The organism is Nocardia sp. NPDC127526, from assembly GCF_042672265.1.
GTDB lineage: Bacteria > Actinomycetota > Actinomycetes > Mycobacteriales > Mycobacteriaceae > Nocardia.
This window is the reverse complement of sequence record NZ_JBHXVO010000027.1, coordinates 79294-95493: the sequence shown is the minus strand read 5'-3', so window position 1 is coordinate 95493 and position 16200 is coordinate 79294. Positions and strand designations below refer to the sequence as shown.

The window sequence follows — 16200 nt, the reverse complement described above, 5'->3', positions numbered from 1 at the left end:
GCGCCGGCGACAGAGCGGCGCCCACCGACAGCGCATCAGGCGAGCACGAATTCCGGTGCGGTGAGCACGAGCGCGAGCAGGGCCGCCGCGGCCTGCTCCGGCTCACGCCGCAGCTCGAATACCAGGTCCCGGGCCGCCACCGCGGTGGCGGGTGTCGGATCGTAGATTCCGGCCCGCGCGAAGGCGACGGCCACCGGATCCGCCGCCCCGGCGATCTCCGCGACGGCAGGCGCGTTCACCGCCAGCGCGGCCCGCGCGACCGCCGCCCCCGGAACCAGCCAGCGGACGCCCGACGGCCAGCCCGCCACATTCGGCGGATAGAACGGCGACTGTCCGAGCGCGGTCATGGTGTCGAAAGACGCTGCCGGATCATCGATTCCGCACACAGCGAAGGCGGCGGTCACCCATTCCACCGGATAGCGCGGCCGGGCGCGAACCGCGGCCAGGAAGGACGCATCCCGCAGAATCGCCTCCACCAGTGGCCGAATCTCCAGGTCTGCCCGCGCGAACACCGCCGCCAGCTCCCCTGTCCGCTGCTCCGACGGCGATTGCCCGACCAGGAACTCGTACAGCTTCCCGGCCACGAACCGGGCGCACTCGGGCCGATCACACAGCGCATCGACCACGTCGCGCGCGTCGACGACCGACCGGCCCAGCAGCCGCATCGCCCGCGCATTCCCGCTGTCCGGATCGAAACTCACTCGACCCTCGGAATCCACATCCCACCCGGACAGAGCCGTTGCCGCGCCCCGCACATCCTCCTGCGAATAGTTCCCCCGCCCGAGCGTGAACAGCTCCATGAGCTCCCGCGCATGATTCTCGTTCGGCCCCGACGCCACCGACCCGGCCCCGTCCAGCCACTGCAACATGGCCCCGTCCACCGTGATCGCCCGCGCCAGGTCCCGGAAATTCCCCAGCGCGTACCGCCGCAACAGCACATGCTGCCGCCACATCAGCTCCCACGTCTCGACCTTGTCGTGACTGGAAGTGAAATGCCCGTGCCAGAACCACACCAGCTTCTCGTGCACCCCGGCTGCCGGATCGGCCATCAACCGCAGCCAGCGAAACACCGGCCCGTCCTCCCCCGTGTCGTCCTCTTCGTCGAACACCGGGTCCGAGGGAATCAACGGCGGCGCCGACAACACCGCCGCGATCACCCCATCCGCCCCCTGCCCGGCCAGCTTCTCGGTCTGCCCCGGAAACGGCCCGAAAGTAGTGCGCCGCAAGACATGCGCCACGGCCGCCAGCTCATCCACGCCCCCACCGTGGCAGACGACGCATTAGGAATTCATGAGCCCGATCGTGGCCGCGACCCTGATCGCCACACCGCCTTCTGATCGCCACACCGCCTTCTGATCGCCGCAGCGTCCTCCGAACGCCGCGGCTCCTGAGTCCGGCACCGGCTTCCAGCACCGCAGATACTCCCGAGCACGACAGCGTCCGCCGATCCCCCGGGTCGACGGCCCCCTGGTCATTCCGGCGTGCTTTTGGCCGGAATCCACCAGGGGCGTGGGAGATCCCGGCCAAAAGCACGCCGGGATGACGTGGGTGGGCGGACACGAGGCGGCGGCAAACGGTGAGGCGGCCAGCTCGGCGAGGCTGCGACAGACGGTGAGGCGGCCAGCTGGCGAGACAGACGGCGCCGGGCGACATCGAGTGAGCTGCCGGTGACTCGCTCAGTTGGCGGGGTGCAGGTGGCGGGCGGTCCAGGCGGGGTCGAACCAGTTGGGGGCCACGGTGGTGAACAGCGGTGTGGGCCAGGTGCCCGCGCCTTCCGGCAGGGTGCCGACGATGTCGAGGCCGGTGACGGCGGGCAGGTCGGTGCGGTTGCATTCGGCGGCGAGGTCCGGATGGGTGGGCCAGGAACCGATGATGAGGCCCGCGCAGTGCACGCCCGCGGATTGGAGGGCGCGGGTGGTCAATTCGGTGTGGTTGAGGGTGCCGAGGCCGGCGGCGGAAACGACTACGACCGGGGCGTCGAGCTTTTGGGCGAGGTCCAGCAGGGTGAATTCGCCCATGCGGACGAGCAGGCCGCCCGCGCCTTCCACCAGGGTGAGGTCGGCGTCGCCGCACGCTTCGATGGCGGCCGCCGTTTCGGAGAGTGTCAGCAGGGGTTGGCCGCAGCGGCGAGCGGCGGTGTCGGGGGCGAGCGGGTCCGGATAGCGGGCCAGCTCGACGGTGCGGGTGACGCCGGACAGGCGGGTGATCACCTCGAGGTCACCGGGTTCGTCCGGGGTCACGCCGGTTTGGGCCGGTTTGCAGACGGCGACCTCGGCGCCCGCCGCGCGGGCGGTGGCGGCCAGGGCGGCGGTGACGATGGTCTTGCCGACATCGGTGGATGTGCCGGTGATCAGGAGAATGCTCACGCTGGGACTGCCCTCCGGTTGCGTGCGTCGGCGAGGACCTTACCCAGAACCGTTGCGATGGTGGCCAGTTCCGCCTCGGTCAGATTGGCGCGGGCGGTCAGGCGCAGGCGGGAGGTGCCCTCGGGGACCGACGGAGGCCGGAAGCAGCCGACGCTGAGTCCTTCGGCGCGACAGGCCTGGGCGGCGTCGTAGGCGACCTGGGCGTCACCCAGCACGACCGGGACGACGGCCGAATCCGGTTGGGGCACACCAGCGATACGGGCCAGTTCGGCGGCGTGGTCGAGCACGCGGGTGGCCAGGTCCGGGTCGCGGCGCAGGACGGCGAGGGCCGCGCGGGCCGCGCCGACGGCGGCGGGGGCCAATCCGGTGTCGAAGATGAAGGTGCGCGCGGAGTCGATCAGATGGGCGCGCACGCGTTCACTGGCGAGCACTGCGCCGCCCTGCGCGGCGAAGGACTTGGACAGCGTCGCGGTAACGATCAGATCGGGTGCGCCGGCGAGACCGGCTTCGTGGACCAGGCCACGACCGCCGGTGCCGCGCACACCGAGCCCGTGCGCCTCATCGACGAGCAGGACCGCGCCGTTCGCCCGCGTCACGCGGTGCAGCTCCGCCAGCGGGGCGAGATCGCCGTCGGCGCTGAACACCGAATCCGTCAGCACCAGAGCGCGTTCCTCGCGGCGCTCGGCCAGCAACCGGTCGACCGCGGCCGTATCGCAGTGCGGGGCGATCTCCACGCGGGCGCGCGAGAGCCGGCAGGCGTCCACCAGGGAGGCGTGGCTGCCCGCGTCCGAGACCACCAGCGCGCCGCGCCCGGCCAGCGCGGTGACCGCGCCCAGGTTCGCGGTGTAGCCGGAGGAGAAGACCAATCCGGCTTCCGCACCCACGAATTCGGCCAATTCGGACTCAAGCTGTTCGTGCTCGGTGGTGGTGCCGGTGACCAGGCGCGATCCGGTGGCCCCCGCGCCCCAGCGGCGCACGGCCGCAATGGCTCCCTCGATCACCTCCGGGTGGTGCGCCAGCCCCAGGTAATCGTTGGAGGCCAAGTCGATTGCCGCCGATTCCGGTGCGCGGGCGCGCAGCTCGCGGCGCAATCCGGCGTCGACGCGGGCGGCGGCGCGTTCGTCCAACCAGTTCAAAGGATCGGCACTCACAGCTCGGAAGCATACTTGAACGGCGTTCAGGACGGGAGCCCGGACTATGCTGGAAGTCATAAGGAGGCTGCGCGATGCCACGATGGGCAATAGTGGTCGAGCAGACGACCGGCTTCGGTGACAGCAAGAGTTGGTCACCGAAGGTTCTCACCGAGGTCGTGGGCACCCGTGAACAAGCCCTCGCGAAAGTGCCCGATCTCGTCAAGAAATTCATTCCCGATCATCCGAAGATGATCAGCCGCCGCACCCTCCTGCGCGACGGCGACACCTTCATGCTGATCGCCCGGGGCTGGTCCGATGACTACCACTGCGTGTTCCGCGTATGGGAAGTGCTGTCGGACAGCGAGAATCCCGATCGGGTCAAGGAAAAACGCGTCAACCGCTGAGCGCGGGCGGGTCACACGGCAGCAGCCGCGAGCATGGCCGTGGTGATCCGCCGGACGTCTTCGGTGGAGCTGATGAACGGCGGCATGCTGTAGATCAGGTTGCGAAAGGGCCGCAACCACGCGCCGGACTCGACCGCGGCATGAGTGGCCTTGCGCATGTCCACCGGATGATCGAGTTCGAGCACGCCGATCGCGCCGCACACACGCGCCTCCACGACGCCGGGCAGATCGCGTGCGGGCGCGAGACCTTCGAGCAACTCGGATTCGATGCGGCGCACCTCGCCCCGCCAATCCCGCGACAGCAGTAGCTCGATGGACGCCACCGCGACCGCGCAGGCCAGGGGGTTGCCCATGAAGGTCGGGCCGTGCATGAGACCGCCGTGCCCGCGGCTGATGGTCTCGGCGATCTCGGTGGTGCACAGGGCGGCGGCCAGGGTGAGGTAGCCGCCGGTGAGGGATTTGCCGACGCACATGACGTCGGGCCGCACACCGGCCTGATCGGCGGCGAAAAGTGTTCCGGTGCGGCCGAATCCGGTGGCGATCTCATCGAAGACCAGCAGCACGTCGTGCTCGTCGCAGAGCCGGCGCAGATCGGCGAGATATCCGGGGTGATGGAAGCGCATCCCGCCCGCGCCCTGCACCACGGGTTCGACGATGACCGCGGCCAATTCGTGCGCGTGCCCGGCGATCACCCGCTCCAGCTCGGAGACGTACTGCGGCTCATAGTCTTTCGGCGGCATGGGCGCGAAGACCTGCGGGGCGAGCACATCGGTCCACAGCGAGTGCATGCCGCCGTCGGGATCGCACACGCTCATCGGGGTGAAGGTGTCGCCGTGATAGCCGCCGCGCCAGGTGAGCAGCCGCTGCTTCTGCGGGCGGCCCAGCGCGCGCTGATATTGCAGACACATCTTCACCGCGACCTCCACCGACACCGAACCGGAGTCGCAGAGGAAGACCTTCTCCAGGCCCTCGGGAGTGAGCTGCACCAGCAGCTGCGACAACCGCGCGGCCGGTTCGTGGGTGAGCCCGCCGAACATCACGTGACTCATGCGCCGCGACTGCTCGAGGAGCGCGGCATCCAGCACCGGGTGCTGATAGCCGTGGATGGCGGCCCACCACGAGCTCATGCCGTCGACGAGCTGGCGACCGTCGCCGAGGGTGAGCCGCGTTCCGGAAGCGGAGGCGACGACCAGGGGTTCGGTCGTCGCCGGAAATCCGCCGTAGGGATGCCACACGTGCGCGGCGTCGATGGCGGTGATCTCGTCGGTACTCAGTGCCACGGGCAGTCCTTTGTCGGCAACCAACCTTGAACGCCGTTCAAGTTACCACCAACAAGCCTCGAGGCGTCCGGATCGGAGTATTCTTTGACAAAGTCAAAGGATTGGAGCGCCATGCAGAATTCCAACTCTCCGGTGCCTCTCAGGGACGCCCCCGAACCCCCCACGGCGGCGGCCCGTGCGGTCGACACCTACGAGATCGCCGCCGTTCGCGACTTCAACCGGCGGTACACGCGAGTTATCGGCGTGCTGCGGGAGGGGCTCGTCGATACACCGTTCTCGCTGACCGAGGCGCGAATTCTGTTCGAGCTGGCCAGTTCCGGGCCGTGGGAAGTGGTGACGCTGCGGCAGACGCTCGGGCTGGATCCGGGATATCTCAGCCGGATCCTGGCGCGTTTCGAGAACGACGGGCTGATCGAGCGGCGGCGGGCGGAGCGGGATCGCCGGGTGCAGGAGGTGCAGCTCAGCGAACGCGGGTGGGATGTGTTCGCCGAGCTGGACGAACGCTCCAGCCGGGATGCGGCCAACCTGCTCGAGGCGCACGCGCCGACCGACCGGGATCGGCTCATCGGGGCTATGCGGACCATCGAGCGCATTCTGGAACCGGAGAACGGCGGTGCGGACGTCACGCTGCGCGAACCGCTGCCGGGCGAGCACGGGTGGGTGATCCAGCGCAATGCCGCGCTCTACGCGGCGGAGTACGGGTGGGACGGCGAGTACGAGGCGCTGGTCGCGCGCATCGTCACCGACTTCCTGAATTCCCGTGACCCGCAACGGGAACGGATGTGGGTCGCCGAGCTCGACGGCGAACCGGTCGGCGCGGTGTACTGCATGAAGGAGTCCGACACCACCGCCCGGCTGCGGCTGCTGCTGGTGGAACCGTCGGCGCGCGGGCACGGCGTGGGCAGCGCACTGGTGGACGAATGCCTGCGTTTCGCCGCCGCGGCCGGTTACGCCGAGATCGTGCTGTGGACCAATGACGTGCTCACCTCCGCCCGCCGCATCTACGAGCGCGCCGGATTCGAACTGGTCGAGGCGAATCCGCACCACAGCTTCGGCGCCGATCTGGTGGGCCAGACCTGGCGCAGGGGGCTCGAACCGGAGGCCCGGCCGGACCGATAGTGTCTGGGCATGGCTCCCGCGACTCCCGGCACGGCACCGCTCGGCGTGTGGCCGGGGACCGCGTACCCGCTGGGCGCCACCTACGACGGGGCGGGCACCAACTTCTCGCTGTTCTCCGAGGCGGCCAAGCGGGTGGAGCTGTGCCTGATCGGGGAGGACAACCGGGAGACGCGGATAGCCCTGGACGAGGTGGACGGCTTCGTCTGGCACGCCTATCTGCCGGGGATCGCGCCGGGTCAGCGGTACGGGTTCCGCGTGCACGGGCCCTACGATCCGGCCCGGGGGCTGCGCTGCGATCCCAGCAAACTGCTGCTCGACCCGTACGGCAAAGCCTTCGGCGGCGAATTCGGGGCCGATGCCGCGCCGTACAACCACGGGCAGAACACCCTCGGCCACACCATGACCGGCGTGGTCATCAACCCGTATTTCGACTGGGCCGACGACCGCTCGCCCAAGCGGCCGTATCACGAGACGGTCATCTACGAGGCGCACGTGAAGGGCATGACGTTCACCCATCCGGAGGTGCCGCCGGAGCTGCGCGGAACCTTCGCGGGCATGGCGCATCCGGCGATCATCGAACACCTGAAGAGCCTGGGCATCACCGCCGTCGAGCTCATGCCGGTGCACCAGTTCCTGCACGATCGCGTGCTGCTCGATCGCGGCCTGCGAAACTATTGGGGCTACAACAGTTTCGGCTACTTCGCCCCGCATCGGGAGTATGCCGCCAACGGCTCCCCCGGCGCGGCGGTCACCGAGTTCAAGGCCATGGTGCGCGCGCTGCACGCCGCCGATATCGAGGTCATTCTCGATGTGGTCTACAACCACACCGCCGAGGGCAACGAGTTCGGCCCCACCATCAGCTTCCGCGGGATCGACAATGCCGCGTATTACCGTCTGGTGGACGATGATCCGCAGCACTACATGGACTACACCGGCACCGGCAACAGCCTCAATGTGCGCCACCCGCACACCTTGCAGCTGATCATGGATTCGCTGCGCTACTGGATCCTCGACATGCACGTGGACGGCTTCCGCTTCGACCTGGCCGCCACCCTCGCCCGGGAACTGCACGATGTGGACCGGCTGGCCACCTTCTTCGATCTGGTGCACCAGGATCCGGTGGTGAGCCAGGTGAAACTCATCGCAGAACCGTGGGATGTCGGCGAGGGCGGCTATCAGGTCGGCAATTTCCCGGCACACTGGACGGAGTGGAACGGCAAATACCGTGACACCGTGCGGGACTACTGGCGCGGGCAACCGGCCACCCTGGGCGAGTTCGCCTCCCGGCTCACCGGCTCCTCGGACCTGTACGAGGCCACCGGCCGCCGCCCCGGCGCCAGCATCAACTTCGTCACCGCGCACGACGGGTTCACCCTCGCGGATCTGGTGTCCTACAACGAGAAACACAATGCCGCCAATGGCGAGGGCAATCGCGACGGCGAGACCTACAACCGCTCCTGGAACTGCGGCGTGGAAGGGCCCACCGAGGATCCGGAGATCCGCGCCCTGCGGGCCCGGCAGGTGCGCAATCTGCTCGCCACGCTGCTGGTGTCGCAGGGCACGCCTATGCTGCTGCACGGTGACGAGCTGGGCCGCACCCAGCGGGGCAACAACAATGCCTACTGTCAGGACTCACCGCTGTCGTGGATGGACTGGTCGCTCATGGAAACCAATGCCGAGCTGCTCGAATTCACCCGCCGCGCAGTCGCTTTGCGCACCGCGCACCCGGTGTTCCGGCGCCGCCGGTTCTTCGACGGCCGGCCCGCGCCCGATCACGACCATCCCGATGACATCGCCTGGTTCACCCCCGCCGGCGCGGAGATGACCGATGCGGACTGGGAGACCGGATTCGGCCGCTCGCTCACCGTCTTCCTCAATGGCGACGGCATTCGCGAACCCGGGCCGCGCGGTGAGCGCATTACCGACGACTCGTTCCTGCTGTGCTTCAACGCCCACGACGCCGCCCTCGGCTTCACCCTGCCCGATGCCGATCACGGGGCCGGGTGGACGGTGGCCCTGGACTGCTCCACCCCCACTGGCGAACCATCAGCAAACACAACGCATCCGGCCGCGTCCACCGTCGAAGTCCCCGCACGCTGCCTGCTCGTCCTTCGCCGTACGGCATGATTCATAGCGCCATGACCAGCACGCCCGAACACCACACCGACCCCATCGCCCGGCAGACCCCGGTGCGCAGCACCTACCGGCTGCAGCTGCGCCCGGACGGCCTGACCTTCGCCGATGCCCGCGCCATCGCCGAATACCTGCAGCAGCTGGGCATCTCGCACCTGTACCTGTCGCCGGTGATGACCGCCGTGCGCGGCTCCACGCACGGGTACGACATCACCGATCCCACCTCGGTCGCGGCCGGCCTGGGCGGGCCCGCCGGATTCAAGGCGCTCGCCGACGAGGTGCGCGGCCGCGGCATGGGACTGATCGTGGATCTGGTGCCCAATCATGTGGGCGTGGCCGATCCGCGGCAGAACCCGTGGTGGTGGGATGTGCTGACGCACGGCAAGGATTCCAAGTACGCGCACTACTTCGATATCGACTGGAGCCCGGCCAATGGCGCGGGCGGGCGCGTGGCCCTGCCGGTGCTGGCCAATGAGAACGATCCGGCGGCGCTGACGGTCGACCGCAGCGGGCTCGAGCCCATGCTGGCGCTGCACGATATGCGCTTCCCCATCGCGCCCGGCACCGATGGCGAGAACGCGCTGCGCATTCACGACAAGCAGCACTATCGGCTGGTCAACTGGAAATCCGGGCTGTGCGGATACCGGCGCTACTTCACCGTGGGCTCCCTCGCCGCCATCCGGCAGGAGGATCCGGCGGTCTTCGAGGCCACCCATCGGGAGCTGGCGGCCTGGTGCGAGCACGATCTCATCGACGGCGTGCGCGTGGACCATCCCGACGGGCTGGCCCGGCCCGCGGCCTATCTGAAGCAGCTGCGCAAGCTGATCGGGCCGCATCGGCTGCTGCTGGTGGAGAAGGTGCTCTCGCACAGCGAACCGCTCGACGCGACCCTGCCCATCGACGGCACCACCGGCTACGACACCCTCGCCGATATCGGGGCCGTGCTCATCGATCCCGACGGCGCCAAGCAGATGACCGAGCTGTCCCGCCAGTTCGCCGGGCACGGCAGCGACCGGTCCTGGTTCGCGGAGAACGAGCACCGCATCAAACGCGCCGTCGCCGAGACCATGCTGGTGCCGGAGGTGCGCCGGCTGGTCGCGGCCATCAAGCGCGATGCGCGCACCGAGGCCTGCGACACCATGGCGCTCACCAATGCCACCATCGAGGTGCTGTCGTTCATGCCGGTGTACCGCACCGATTACGCGCCGCTGGCCGGGACGGTGTCCGCGGTGGTGGCCGAGGTGGCGCGGCGCAATGGTGAGCTCATGCCGCCGCTACAGGTGCTGACGACGGCGCTGGCGGTCAACGGCGAGGCCGCGGTGCGCTTCCACCAGGTGGGCGGGGCGGTCACCGCCAAGGCGGTCGAGGACACCATGTTCTACCGCGCCGCGCGACTGGTGTCGCTGCAGGAGATGGGCGCCAATCCGGCCCGATTCGGTTGCACCCCCGTGGAATTCCATCTCGCCAATGCCGAGCGCGCCACCCGCTGGCCCGCCACCATGACGACGCTGTCCACCCACGACACCAAGCGCGGCGAGGATGTGCGCGCCCGCATCGGGCTGCTCTCGCAGGTGGCCGACATCTGGGCGCGGGCGGTCTCGGCGTGGAACGACATCGCGCCCGGGCCCGACGGCGCGACCACGATCTTCCTGTTGCAGAACATGTTCGGCATCTGGCCCGCCGACGGCCGGCCCGCCGCGGCCGTGCCCGGATTCCGGGACCGGGTGCACCAGTTCGCGGAGAAGGCCGTTCGCGAGGCCGGCACCCAGTCCTCCTGGGAGGAACCGGATGTCGAGTTCGAATCCGCGGTGCACCGCTGGATCGACACCGTCATCGACGGGCCGGTCGGGGCCGAACTCGGTGAACTGGTCGCCGATTACGCCCCGTTCGCCTGGTCGGAGGCGCTGGCGCAGAAACTGCTGCAACTGTGCGGCCCCGGCATCCCCGACATCTACCAGGGAGCCGAACTGTGGGAGGACTCCCTCGTCGATCCCGACAACCGCCGCCCGGTCGACTTCACCCACCGCTCCCTGCTCCTGCAATCCCTCACCGGCACACCGGATCTGGACCCCTCCGGCGCGGTCAAGATGTGGATCGTCGCCTACGCCCTCTGGCTGCGCCGCGAACGCCCGGAATGCTTCGTCGGCGGCACCTACACCCCCCTCTTCGCCAACGGCGACCAAGCCGGCCACTTCCTCTCCTACGCCCGCGGCCGCAGAGGCGAGATGCCCGAGGTGATCGTCGCCGTCACCCGCCACACCATCCGCCTCGACGAAGCGGGCGGCTGGGGCGACACAGTCCTCGACCTCCCCCAAGGCCATTGGACCGACCGCCTCACCGGCCACACCTTCTCCGGCCGCTCCCGCCTGGAAAAACTCTTCGCCCGCCTCCCGGTCGCCCTACTGGTGCGCTGACCACCAGCCCGGCCGACTACCCCGACACGCCACAGTCGTCCGGGCTGCCACCCCGACACGCACCGCCGTCCGACTGGCTCTTCCCACACACCACCCTCGTCCGGCAGGCCCCGGTCACCCCGGCATACCGCGCGGTCACTCCGGCATGCCGCTCGACTGTCGCGAGACGCGGAGTGTTGCGAGACGAGGGTATTCGGGGACAGGGACGCTCACTAGGGGCCGGGCTGGAGGCAGGCGATGTGGTCGCCGGTGTTGTCGTAGACCGGCCATTTCATGGCGGCGGCGGTCTTGGGTCCGTAGACGCCGTCCTGTTTCTCGCCGACCACGTCCTGGACATAGCGGACGTCGGTCTTGGTTGCCGGTCCGTAAATGCCGGTGCCATCGGCGGTCTCGTGGCCGTAGCACAGGCGAAGCGCCTCGTGCAGGGCGGTGACACCGGCCAGCGGCGCGGCGGGGGCGCTGCCGCGCGACTGGGAATCGACAACGGACAGGATGCAGCGGCGGTTCCCGTCCTTGGTGCTGGGCAGCACCATATGACCGCCCGCCTCGACCGGAACCGTGGTCGTGAAGTGGCAGCGTTCGCTGATGTAGTCCGGCGGGGGCGGGGTGCCGCCGTTCGCGGTATCCGGCGAGCCCTGATCGGCGTCCGCGCGCAGCATCAGGAACAGCACCGCCGCCGATACCGTGACCACGGCTCCGGCGCCCACCACGACCCGCGTTCGCGAACCGGATCGCCGCGACGCGCGAGACAGCCATCCGGCTCCCGTCGCCACCCGCGTCGCGGTCTTCGTGCCTTTCAGCGCCCCGGCCGCGGCTGCGGCGAGCTCGCCGCAGCTCGGATAGCGCTCGGCCGGATCCGTTGCCGTCGCCGTCGCGATCACCCGCCGCATGGCGGGGGAAAGACTGTCGGTGTCCTGCCCCGGCAGCCCGCTCGGCTGCCGGCCGGTCAGCATCTCGTACAGGGTGACTCCGAGCGCGTGCACGTCGGCGGTGTAATCCACCGGAAGCCCGGCCCGCTGTTCCGGCGGCGCATAGGGTGCGGAGAAGGCCCAGCGCCCGCTCACCGTGCGGGTGCTCTCGGTTTCGGTGCTGCGTGCGATGCCGAAGTCGCCGACCAGCACCCAGTCCGTCTCGCCGTGGTTGGTGGCGAGAAAGATATTGCCGGGCTTCACGTCCCGGTGGATCACCCGTTTGCGGTGCGCGTGGTCCAGGGCCTTGGCGGCCTCGGTGAGGATGTGCACCGCCCGCACCGGGTCGAGGCCCGCCGGATTGGCCTCGATCAGCTGCGCCAGATCGCCGCCCGGCACGTACTGCATGGCCAGCCACAGCACGCCGTCTTCCTCGCCGAACCGCTTGACGTCCACGATGTTCGGGTGTTCGAGGCCGGCCGCCAGTTCGGCCTCGCGCCGGAACTGGGCGGCGTAGAAGGGCCGGTCGTGCGGATTGCGCAGTACCTTGAGCGCCACCTTCATGGGGACCTCGGGGTCCTCGGCCAGATAGACCGTGCCCATGCCGCCCGCGCCCAGCCTGCGTTCGATCACATATCCGGCGAAGATCGAACCACGCGGCAGCTCATCGGGATACACCCTGTACAGCACCTCCTCGAGCGGCCGTTCGCAAGGAGAATAATGCGCGGGGAGGAGCCTTCGCACCCGCGAGGGCCGTCGCCACTGGTCGGGAGGGTGTATGGGAGTAGCGGCGCCGATGGTGGATCTGCGCGTGCTCGGACCGGTGGGCCTGTCCGTGGACGGCGTTTCGATCATCGTGCCCGGCACCAAACTTCGCGCCCTGCTGGCGGTGCTCACACTGAACCGGCGGCGAACGGTCACCAGAGCGGCGCTGCTGCGGGTCATCTGGGAGGAGGACGCGCCCAGCCGCTCGGAGAACGTGGTCTACAGCTGTGTTTCGATGCTGCGCTCGGTGCTGCACGAGGCCGGCGTGGACGATCGCGCGGTGCTGCGCACCATGCCCGGCGGCTATCTGCTGGATATCGCCGACGAGCACTGCGATGCCGGTCGCTTCGAATCTGCCTGCACGCGTGGACGAATCGCGGCAAACACCGGTGACCCGGAGCTGGCGGCGAAGTGTTTCGCCGAGGCGCTGGCGCAGTGGAGCGGCGAGGCCGTCGCCGATCTGCGCGAGCTGAGCTTCGCGGCGAATTTCGCCGCCGATATGGCCGAGCGCAGGCTCAATGCGCTCGCCGACCGGATCGAGGCCGAGATCGATTGCGGCGCGGCGGGTACGGTGATCGGCGAACTGACCGCGCTCACCACCGAGCACTCGCGCAATGAGCGGTTCTGGCGGCTGCTGATCCGGGCACTGTACGAAGCGGGCCGGCAGGCCGATGCCCTGGACGCCTGCCGCGGCGTGCGCAATGCCTTGCGGGAGGCCGGTATCGACCCGGACCCGGCCACCGTGGCCCTCGAATCCGCGGTGCGCAATCAAGATCCGCTGCCGCCCGGACCGGCTCGGCTTCCGGCGCACAAGAACCCGCCGCGCACCACGGTCCGCGACGGGCTCGACGTCCGCCGCTCCGCCTGGTTGCGCATCGGCGACGCCACGCCCGTCGCGATCCCGGCCGAGGGACTGTCCATCGGCCGCGACGCCGACAATGACGTGGTCCTCGACGATTCCCGCGTCAGCCGCCAGCACGCCCGCGTCCTGCATCGCGGCGGCGAGATCTTCCTCCGGGACCGGGATTCGGCCAATGGCGTCTACCTCAACGGCGAACCCATCGTGGCCGACACCGCGCTTTCCGACGGCGACGAAATAGTCATCGGCGCAACGAAAGTCGTGTACGAGCTGCACACCGGAGAAATCCGGGAGAAAACCCGAAGAACCGGCGCCTAGCTTCGTCGATGGGAGCGCCGCTCCTTCTCAGAGAAGCACAACCGATTCGGGGGAATTCCGATGAAACTCCGCTCACTCTTCGCAGCATCCGCTGTCGCATCCGCCGTGCTGCTGGGTTCGGCCGCACCAGCTTTGGCCGACGCACCGGCGAAGACCGCCTACGGCTGCGACTACACCGCGAAACAGCCCACCCTGTCGCTCGGCAGCGAGGGTGAGGCCGTGAAGCAGGCGCAATGCCTGCTCTTCGGGCACGGCTACGACCCGGGCTATGTGGACGGGAAGTTCGGCGACCTCACCGCCAGTGCCGTTTATCTGTTCCAGCTCGACCACGGCCTCGACGCCGACCGGGTGGTCGGCGCCAAGACCTGGGCGGCGCTGAACGCGTAATCCCCGCTAGGCGGCGGATTCACCACCGGTGCTGTTGTCCGTCGCCATCAGGGTGGCGAGCCCGCCACCGCGTCCCGGGCCCGGCTGCTCGGCCGGGTTCGGGGCGATCGGCGGGTAATCGGTGTACTCGATGTACCGGGACGGGATGTCGCCGCCCATTTCCTCCAGCCGCCGGCGCAGATTGGCCGGGCGGTAGTTGCCGACCGAGGAGGCCAGATAGCTGTTCTGGTCACCGGCCTCGAGCAGGCGCCGCCAGGAATCCCAGTAGAACCGGCCCCGGCGCGGACTCCGAATCATGCGGAAAGTATTGAGGATTCGGTACGCGGGCCCGAGCGAATCGTGCCGCTCGCAGTGCTCCGCCGCGGACTCCGGGCAGTGCGCCAGCAACTGCGCCAGGCGGGGCTGGTCGAAGGCCAGGCCCTCCTTCTCCGCCTCGTCGATCATCCAGCGCAGGGTGATGTCGGACAGCGCGCATTCCGGATAGCCGCCGCCGATATCGCTGTGCACGCCCTCGAACCAGACCTGCTTGACGCGATCGTTGCGCCGATACTTCTCCCCCAGCTCGACCGGGACCTCCCACAGGCAGGGCTCGAAGGCGCGCCGCCGCTCGTCGAGGGCCAGCGCCTGCCGCGCGCAGTACACGGTGCGCGAGAGCCGCACATCGTGGAAGCGGTGCCGCCACGAGGTGAGGCCCGGAATGCCCATGGCGCCGACGGTGTCGAAGACGCCCAGGAAGTTGATCTTCACCGGATCCGGATAGCAGTACTTCGCGCGGAAGTCGATCCATTCCTGCGGGTCCGGAGCGTCCGGATCCTTGCGGGTCTGATAGATCTTCAGCGCGTCGGGATACTTGCCCTGGATCATGCCCTCGTAGTTGAGGATGCCGAGGCGGTTGATCATTCCGGCCAGGCTGCGGGCGGTGTACGCGCCGCGGCTGAATCCGAAGATGAAGATCTCGTCGCCCGGCTCCCAGTTGGAGGCCAGCTGCCAGTACGCCGAGGAGAGATTCGCTTCGAGACCGAGACCGAATGCCCCGCCGAGCAGCCGATCGGAGACGAAACCGCGGGCGCCGGGCCCGGAGATGTAGAAGACGCGCTGCCCGATCTGGGTGCCGTCGGGGCCCTTACCCGACAGCCGGACCGTCTGCGCGATCTTGATGATGTTCGATACCGTGCTGCTCGACTCGGCCTTCCACGTGCCGTCGCAACACACCACCAGCCTTTTCATGAACAAAGCCTCCCGCCCAGACTGTTCGGTTTCACGCGTAGTGGACTACTCGATTGATCGCATGAGGTGCGTGAATCCGTTAACCCAGATCTTGGTGGAACTCACTTGCAGAGTTGTTAACGCTCGCTTATCACCACGCGATCGCTCATGAATCGTTCACGATCGATATGGCACCGTGTGCCCATGCCCGACGAAGGAACGAGCCCCCGCGAGGTGTGGGTGCTGGTGTGCGAGGACGACGACGATCTGGGGGAACGCGTTGCGAGCGGCTTGCGTGATGCCGGATTCATCGTCGACCTGACGCGCAATCTCGACGAGGCGGGCCGGCTGATCGGCGCACAGCTCTACGACTGCCTGGTGGTCGATCGCGGGCTGCCCGACGGCGACGGGCTGGATCTGATTCGGCGGCAACGGAAATCGGGGCGCACCACCCCGGCGCTCATTATGACCGCGCGCGACAGTCCCGCCGATCGCCGCGACGGCTTCGCCAGCGGCGCGAACGACTGGCTGCCCAAACCGTTCTCCCTCGCCGAGCTGTCGGCCCGGGTGCGGGCGCTGTGCGTGCGGCGGCCCGTCCCGCCCTCGCCCGTGCTCACCATCGGCGATCTGGTGGTGGATCGGCTGCGGCGGCGGGTGCAGCGGGCCGGGGTGCTGCTGACGGTCACCTCGCGGGAGTTCTGCGCGCTGGAGTTGCTCGCGGCGCGCGCGGGCCGCCCGGTCACCCATTACGAACTCGCCGAATACTGCACCGAACCGCCGACCGAGATCGGCATCGACGATGTGGTGCACCGGCTGGATCGGAAGCTGGGGGCGCCGCAGCTCATCCACACCACCGAGACCGGGTATCTGCTGCGCGCCTGAGCGCCTCGGACCCGCGATCCCGCGTG

Annotated in this window: 13 protein-coding genes; 7 read left to right on the top strand and 6 right to left on the bottom strand. The window is 68.9% G+C overall.

Features of this window, described 5'->3' with window-relative positions; all coding sequences use genetic code 11:
• Positions 1–35: 35 nt before the first annotated feature.
• The 3 genes from ACFVIV_RS31265 to ACFVIV_RS31255 all read right to left on the bottom strand — a co-directional run bounded on the left by ACFVIV_RS31265 (position 36) and on the right by ACFVIV_RS31255 (position 3517).
• Entirely contained in the window at positions 36–1256 is a 1221-nt protein-coding gene (locus ACFVIV_RS31265) for a DUF1800 family protein (RefSeq protein ID WP_379202511.1), read from the bottom strand.
• Between the two features lie 420 nt (positions 1257–1676).
• Positions 1677–2366 carry a dethiobiotin synthase gene (gene bioD / locus ACFVIV_RS31260; RefSeq protein ID WP_379202509.1) on the bottom strand — a complete coding sequence of 230 codons (690 nt, stop codon included), beginning with the start codon at positions 2364–2366 and terminating at the stop codon, positions 1677–1679.
• Entirely contained in the window at positions 2363–3517 is a 1155-nt protein-coding gene (locus ACFVIV_RS31255) for an 8-amino-7-oxononanoate synthase (RefSeq protein WP_379202507.1), read from the bottom strand. The genes bioD and ACFVIV_RS31255 overlap by 4 nt, the downstream gene beginning before the upstream one ends.
• Before the next feature lie 92 nt (positions 3518–3609).
• Between ACFVIV_RS31255 and ACFVIV_RS31250 the strand changes: the two genes are divergently transcribed.
• On the top strand, positions 3610–3903 hold the full coding sequence (locus ACFVIV_RS31250) for a hypothetical protein (protein ID WP_379202505.1): 294 nt from the start codon (positions 3610–3612) through the stop codon (positions 3901–3903).
• 11 nt (positions 3904–3914) lie between these two features.
• On the opposite strand, the gene ACFVIV_RS31245 is transcribed toward ACFVIV_RS31250, so the two are convergent.
• Complete coding sequence (locus ACFVIV_RS31245; protein ID WP_379202503.1) at positions 3915–5183, bottom strand: adenosylmethionine--8-amino-7-oxononanoate transaminase; 1269 nt, start codon at positions 5181–5183, stop codon at positions 3915–3917.
• A gap of 132 nt (positions 5184–5315) precedes the next feature.
• Here ACFVIV_RS31245 and ACFVIV_RS31240 point away from each other — a divergent pair, with 132 nt between their 5' ends.
• From ACFVIV_RS31240 to treY, 3 genes are read left to right on the top strand one after another with little or no spacing between them, the layout of a single operon-like run.
• The gene (locus ACFVIV_RS31240; RefSeq protein ID WP_379202501.1) at positions 5316–6302 is read left to right on the top strand and encodes a GNAT family N-acetyltransferase; all 987 of its coding nucleotides are present in this window, start codon (positions 5316–5318) and stop codon (positions 6300–6302) included.
• 9 nt (positions 6303–6311) lie between these two features.
• Positions 6312–8429, top strand: a complete 2118-nt coding sequence (gene glgX / locus ACFVIV_RS31235; RefSeq protein WP_379202499.1) for a glycogen debranching protein GlgX — start codon at positions 6312–6314, stop codon at positions 8427–8429.
• Positions 8430–8440: 11 nt separating this feature from the next.
• Positions 8441–10849 carry a malto-oligosyltrehalose synthase gene (gene treY / locus ACFVIV_RS31230; protein ID WP_379202497.1) on the top strand — a complete coding sequence of 803 codons (2409 nt, stop codon included), beginning with the start codon at positions 8441–8443 and terminating at the stop codon, positions 10847–10849.
• 212 nt (positions 10850–11061) lie between these two features.
• Here treY and ACFVIV_RS31225 read toward each other — a convergent pair whose 3' ends face one another.
• The gene (locus ACFVIV_RS31225) at positions 11062–12447 is read right to left on the bottom strand and encodes a protein kinase (RefSeq protein ID WP_379202495.1); all 1386 of its coding nucleotides are present in this window, start codon (positions 12445–12447) and stop codon (positions 11062–11064) included.
• Between the two features lie 88 nt (positions 12448–12535).
• On the opposite strand from ACFVIV_RS31225, the gene ACFVIV_RS31220 reads away from it, so the two are divergent.
• Together ACFVIV_RS31220 and ACFVIV_RS31215 are read left to right on the top strand one after the other, a co-directional pair.
• The gene (locus ACFVIV_RS31220; protein WP_379202493.1) at positions 12536–13699 is read left to right on the top strand and encodes a BTAD domain-containing putative transcriptional regulator; all 1164 of its coding nucleotides are present in this window, start codon (positions 12536–12538) and stop codon (positions 13697–13699) included.
• Between the two features lie 60 nt (positions 13700–13759).
• Positions 13760–14086: a peptidoglycan-binding protein gene (locus tag ACFVIV_RS31215; RefSeq protein WP_379202491.1), complete on the top strand. Its 327-nt coding sequence runs from the start codon at positions 13760–13762 to the stop codon at positions 14084–14086.
• A 6-nt stretch (positions 14087–14092) separates the two neighbouring features.
• Here ACFVIV_RS31215 and ACFVIV_RS31210 read toward each other — a convergent pair whose 3' ends face one another.
• Positions 14093–15313, bottom strand: coding sequence for a DUF2235 domain-containing protein (locus ACFVIV_RS31210; protein ID WP_379202489.1), 1221 nt, complete (start codon positions 15311–15313; stop codon positions 14093–14095).
• A 183-nt stretch (positions 15314–15496) separates the two neighbouring features.
• Between ACFVIV_RS31210 and ACFVIV_RS31205 the strand changes: the two genes are divergently transcribed.
• Positions 15497–16174, top strand: coding sequence for a response regulator transcription factor (locus tag ACFVIV_RS31205; RefSeq protein ID WP_379202487.1), 678 nt, complete (start codon positions 15497–15499; stop codon positions 16172–16174).
• Positions 16175–16200: the final 26 nt, after the last annotated feature.

Excerpts from the sequence above, each read along its gene's own strand:
- glgX (WP_379202499.1), top strand. The coding sequence starts at position 6,312 with ATGGCTCCCGCGACTCCCGGCACGGCACCGCTCGGCGTGTGGCCGGGG.
- treY (WP_379202497.1), top strand. The coding sequence starts at position 8,441 with ATGACCAGCACGCCCGAACACCACACCGACCCCATCGCCCGGCAGACC.
- ACFVIV_RS31220 (WP_379202493.1), top strand. The coding sequence starts at position 12,536 with ATGGGAGTAGCGGCGCCGATGGTGGATCTGCGCGTGCTCGGACCGGTG.
- ACFVIV_RS31215 (WP_379202491.1), top strand. The coding sequence starts at position 13,760 with ATGAAACTCCGCTCACTCTTCGCAGCATCCGCTGTCGCATCCGCCGTG.
- ACFVIV_RS31210 (WP_379202489.1), bottom strand. The coding sequence starts at position 15,313 with ATGAAAAGGCTGGTGGTGTGTTGCGACGGCACGTGGAAGGCCGAGTCG.
- ACFVIV_RS31205 (WP_379202487.1), top strand. The coding sequence starts at position 15,497 with ATGCCCGACGAAGGAACGAGCCCCCGCGAGGTGTGGGTGCTGGTGTGC.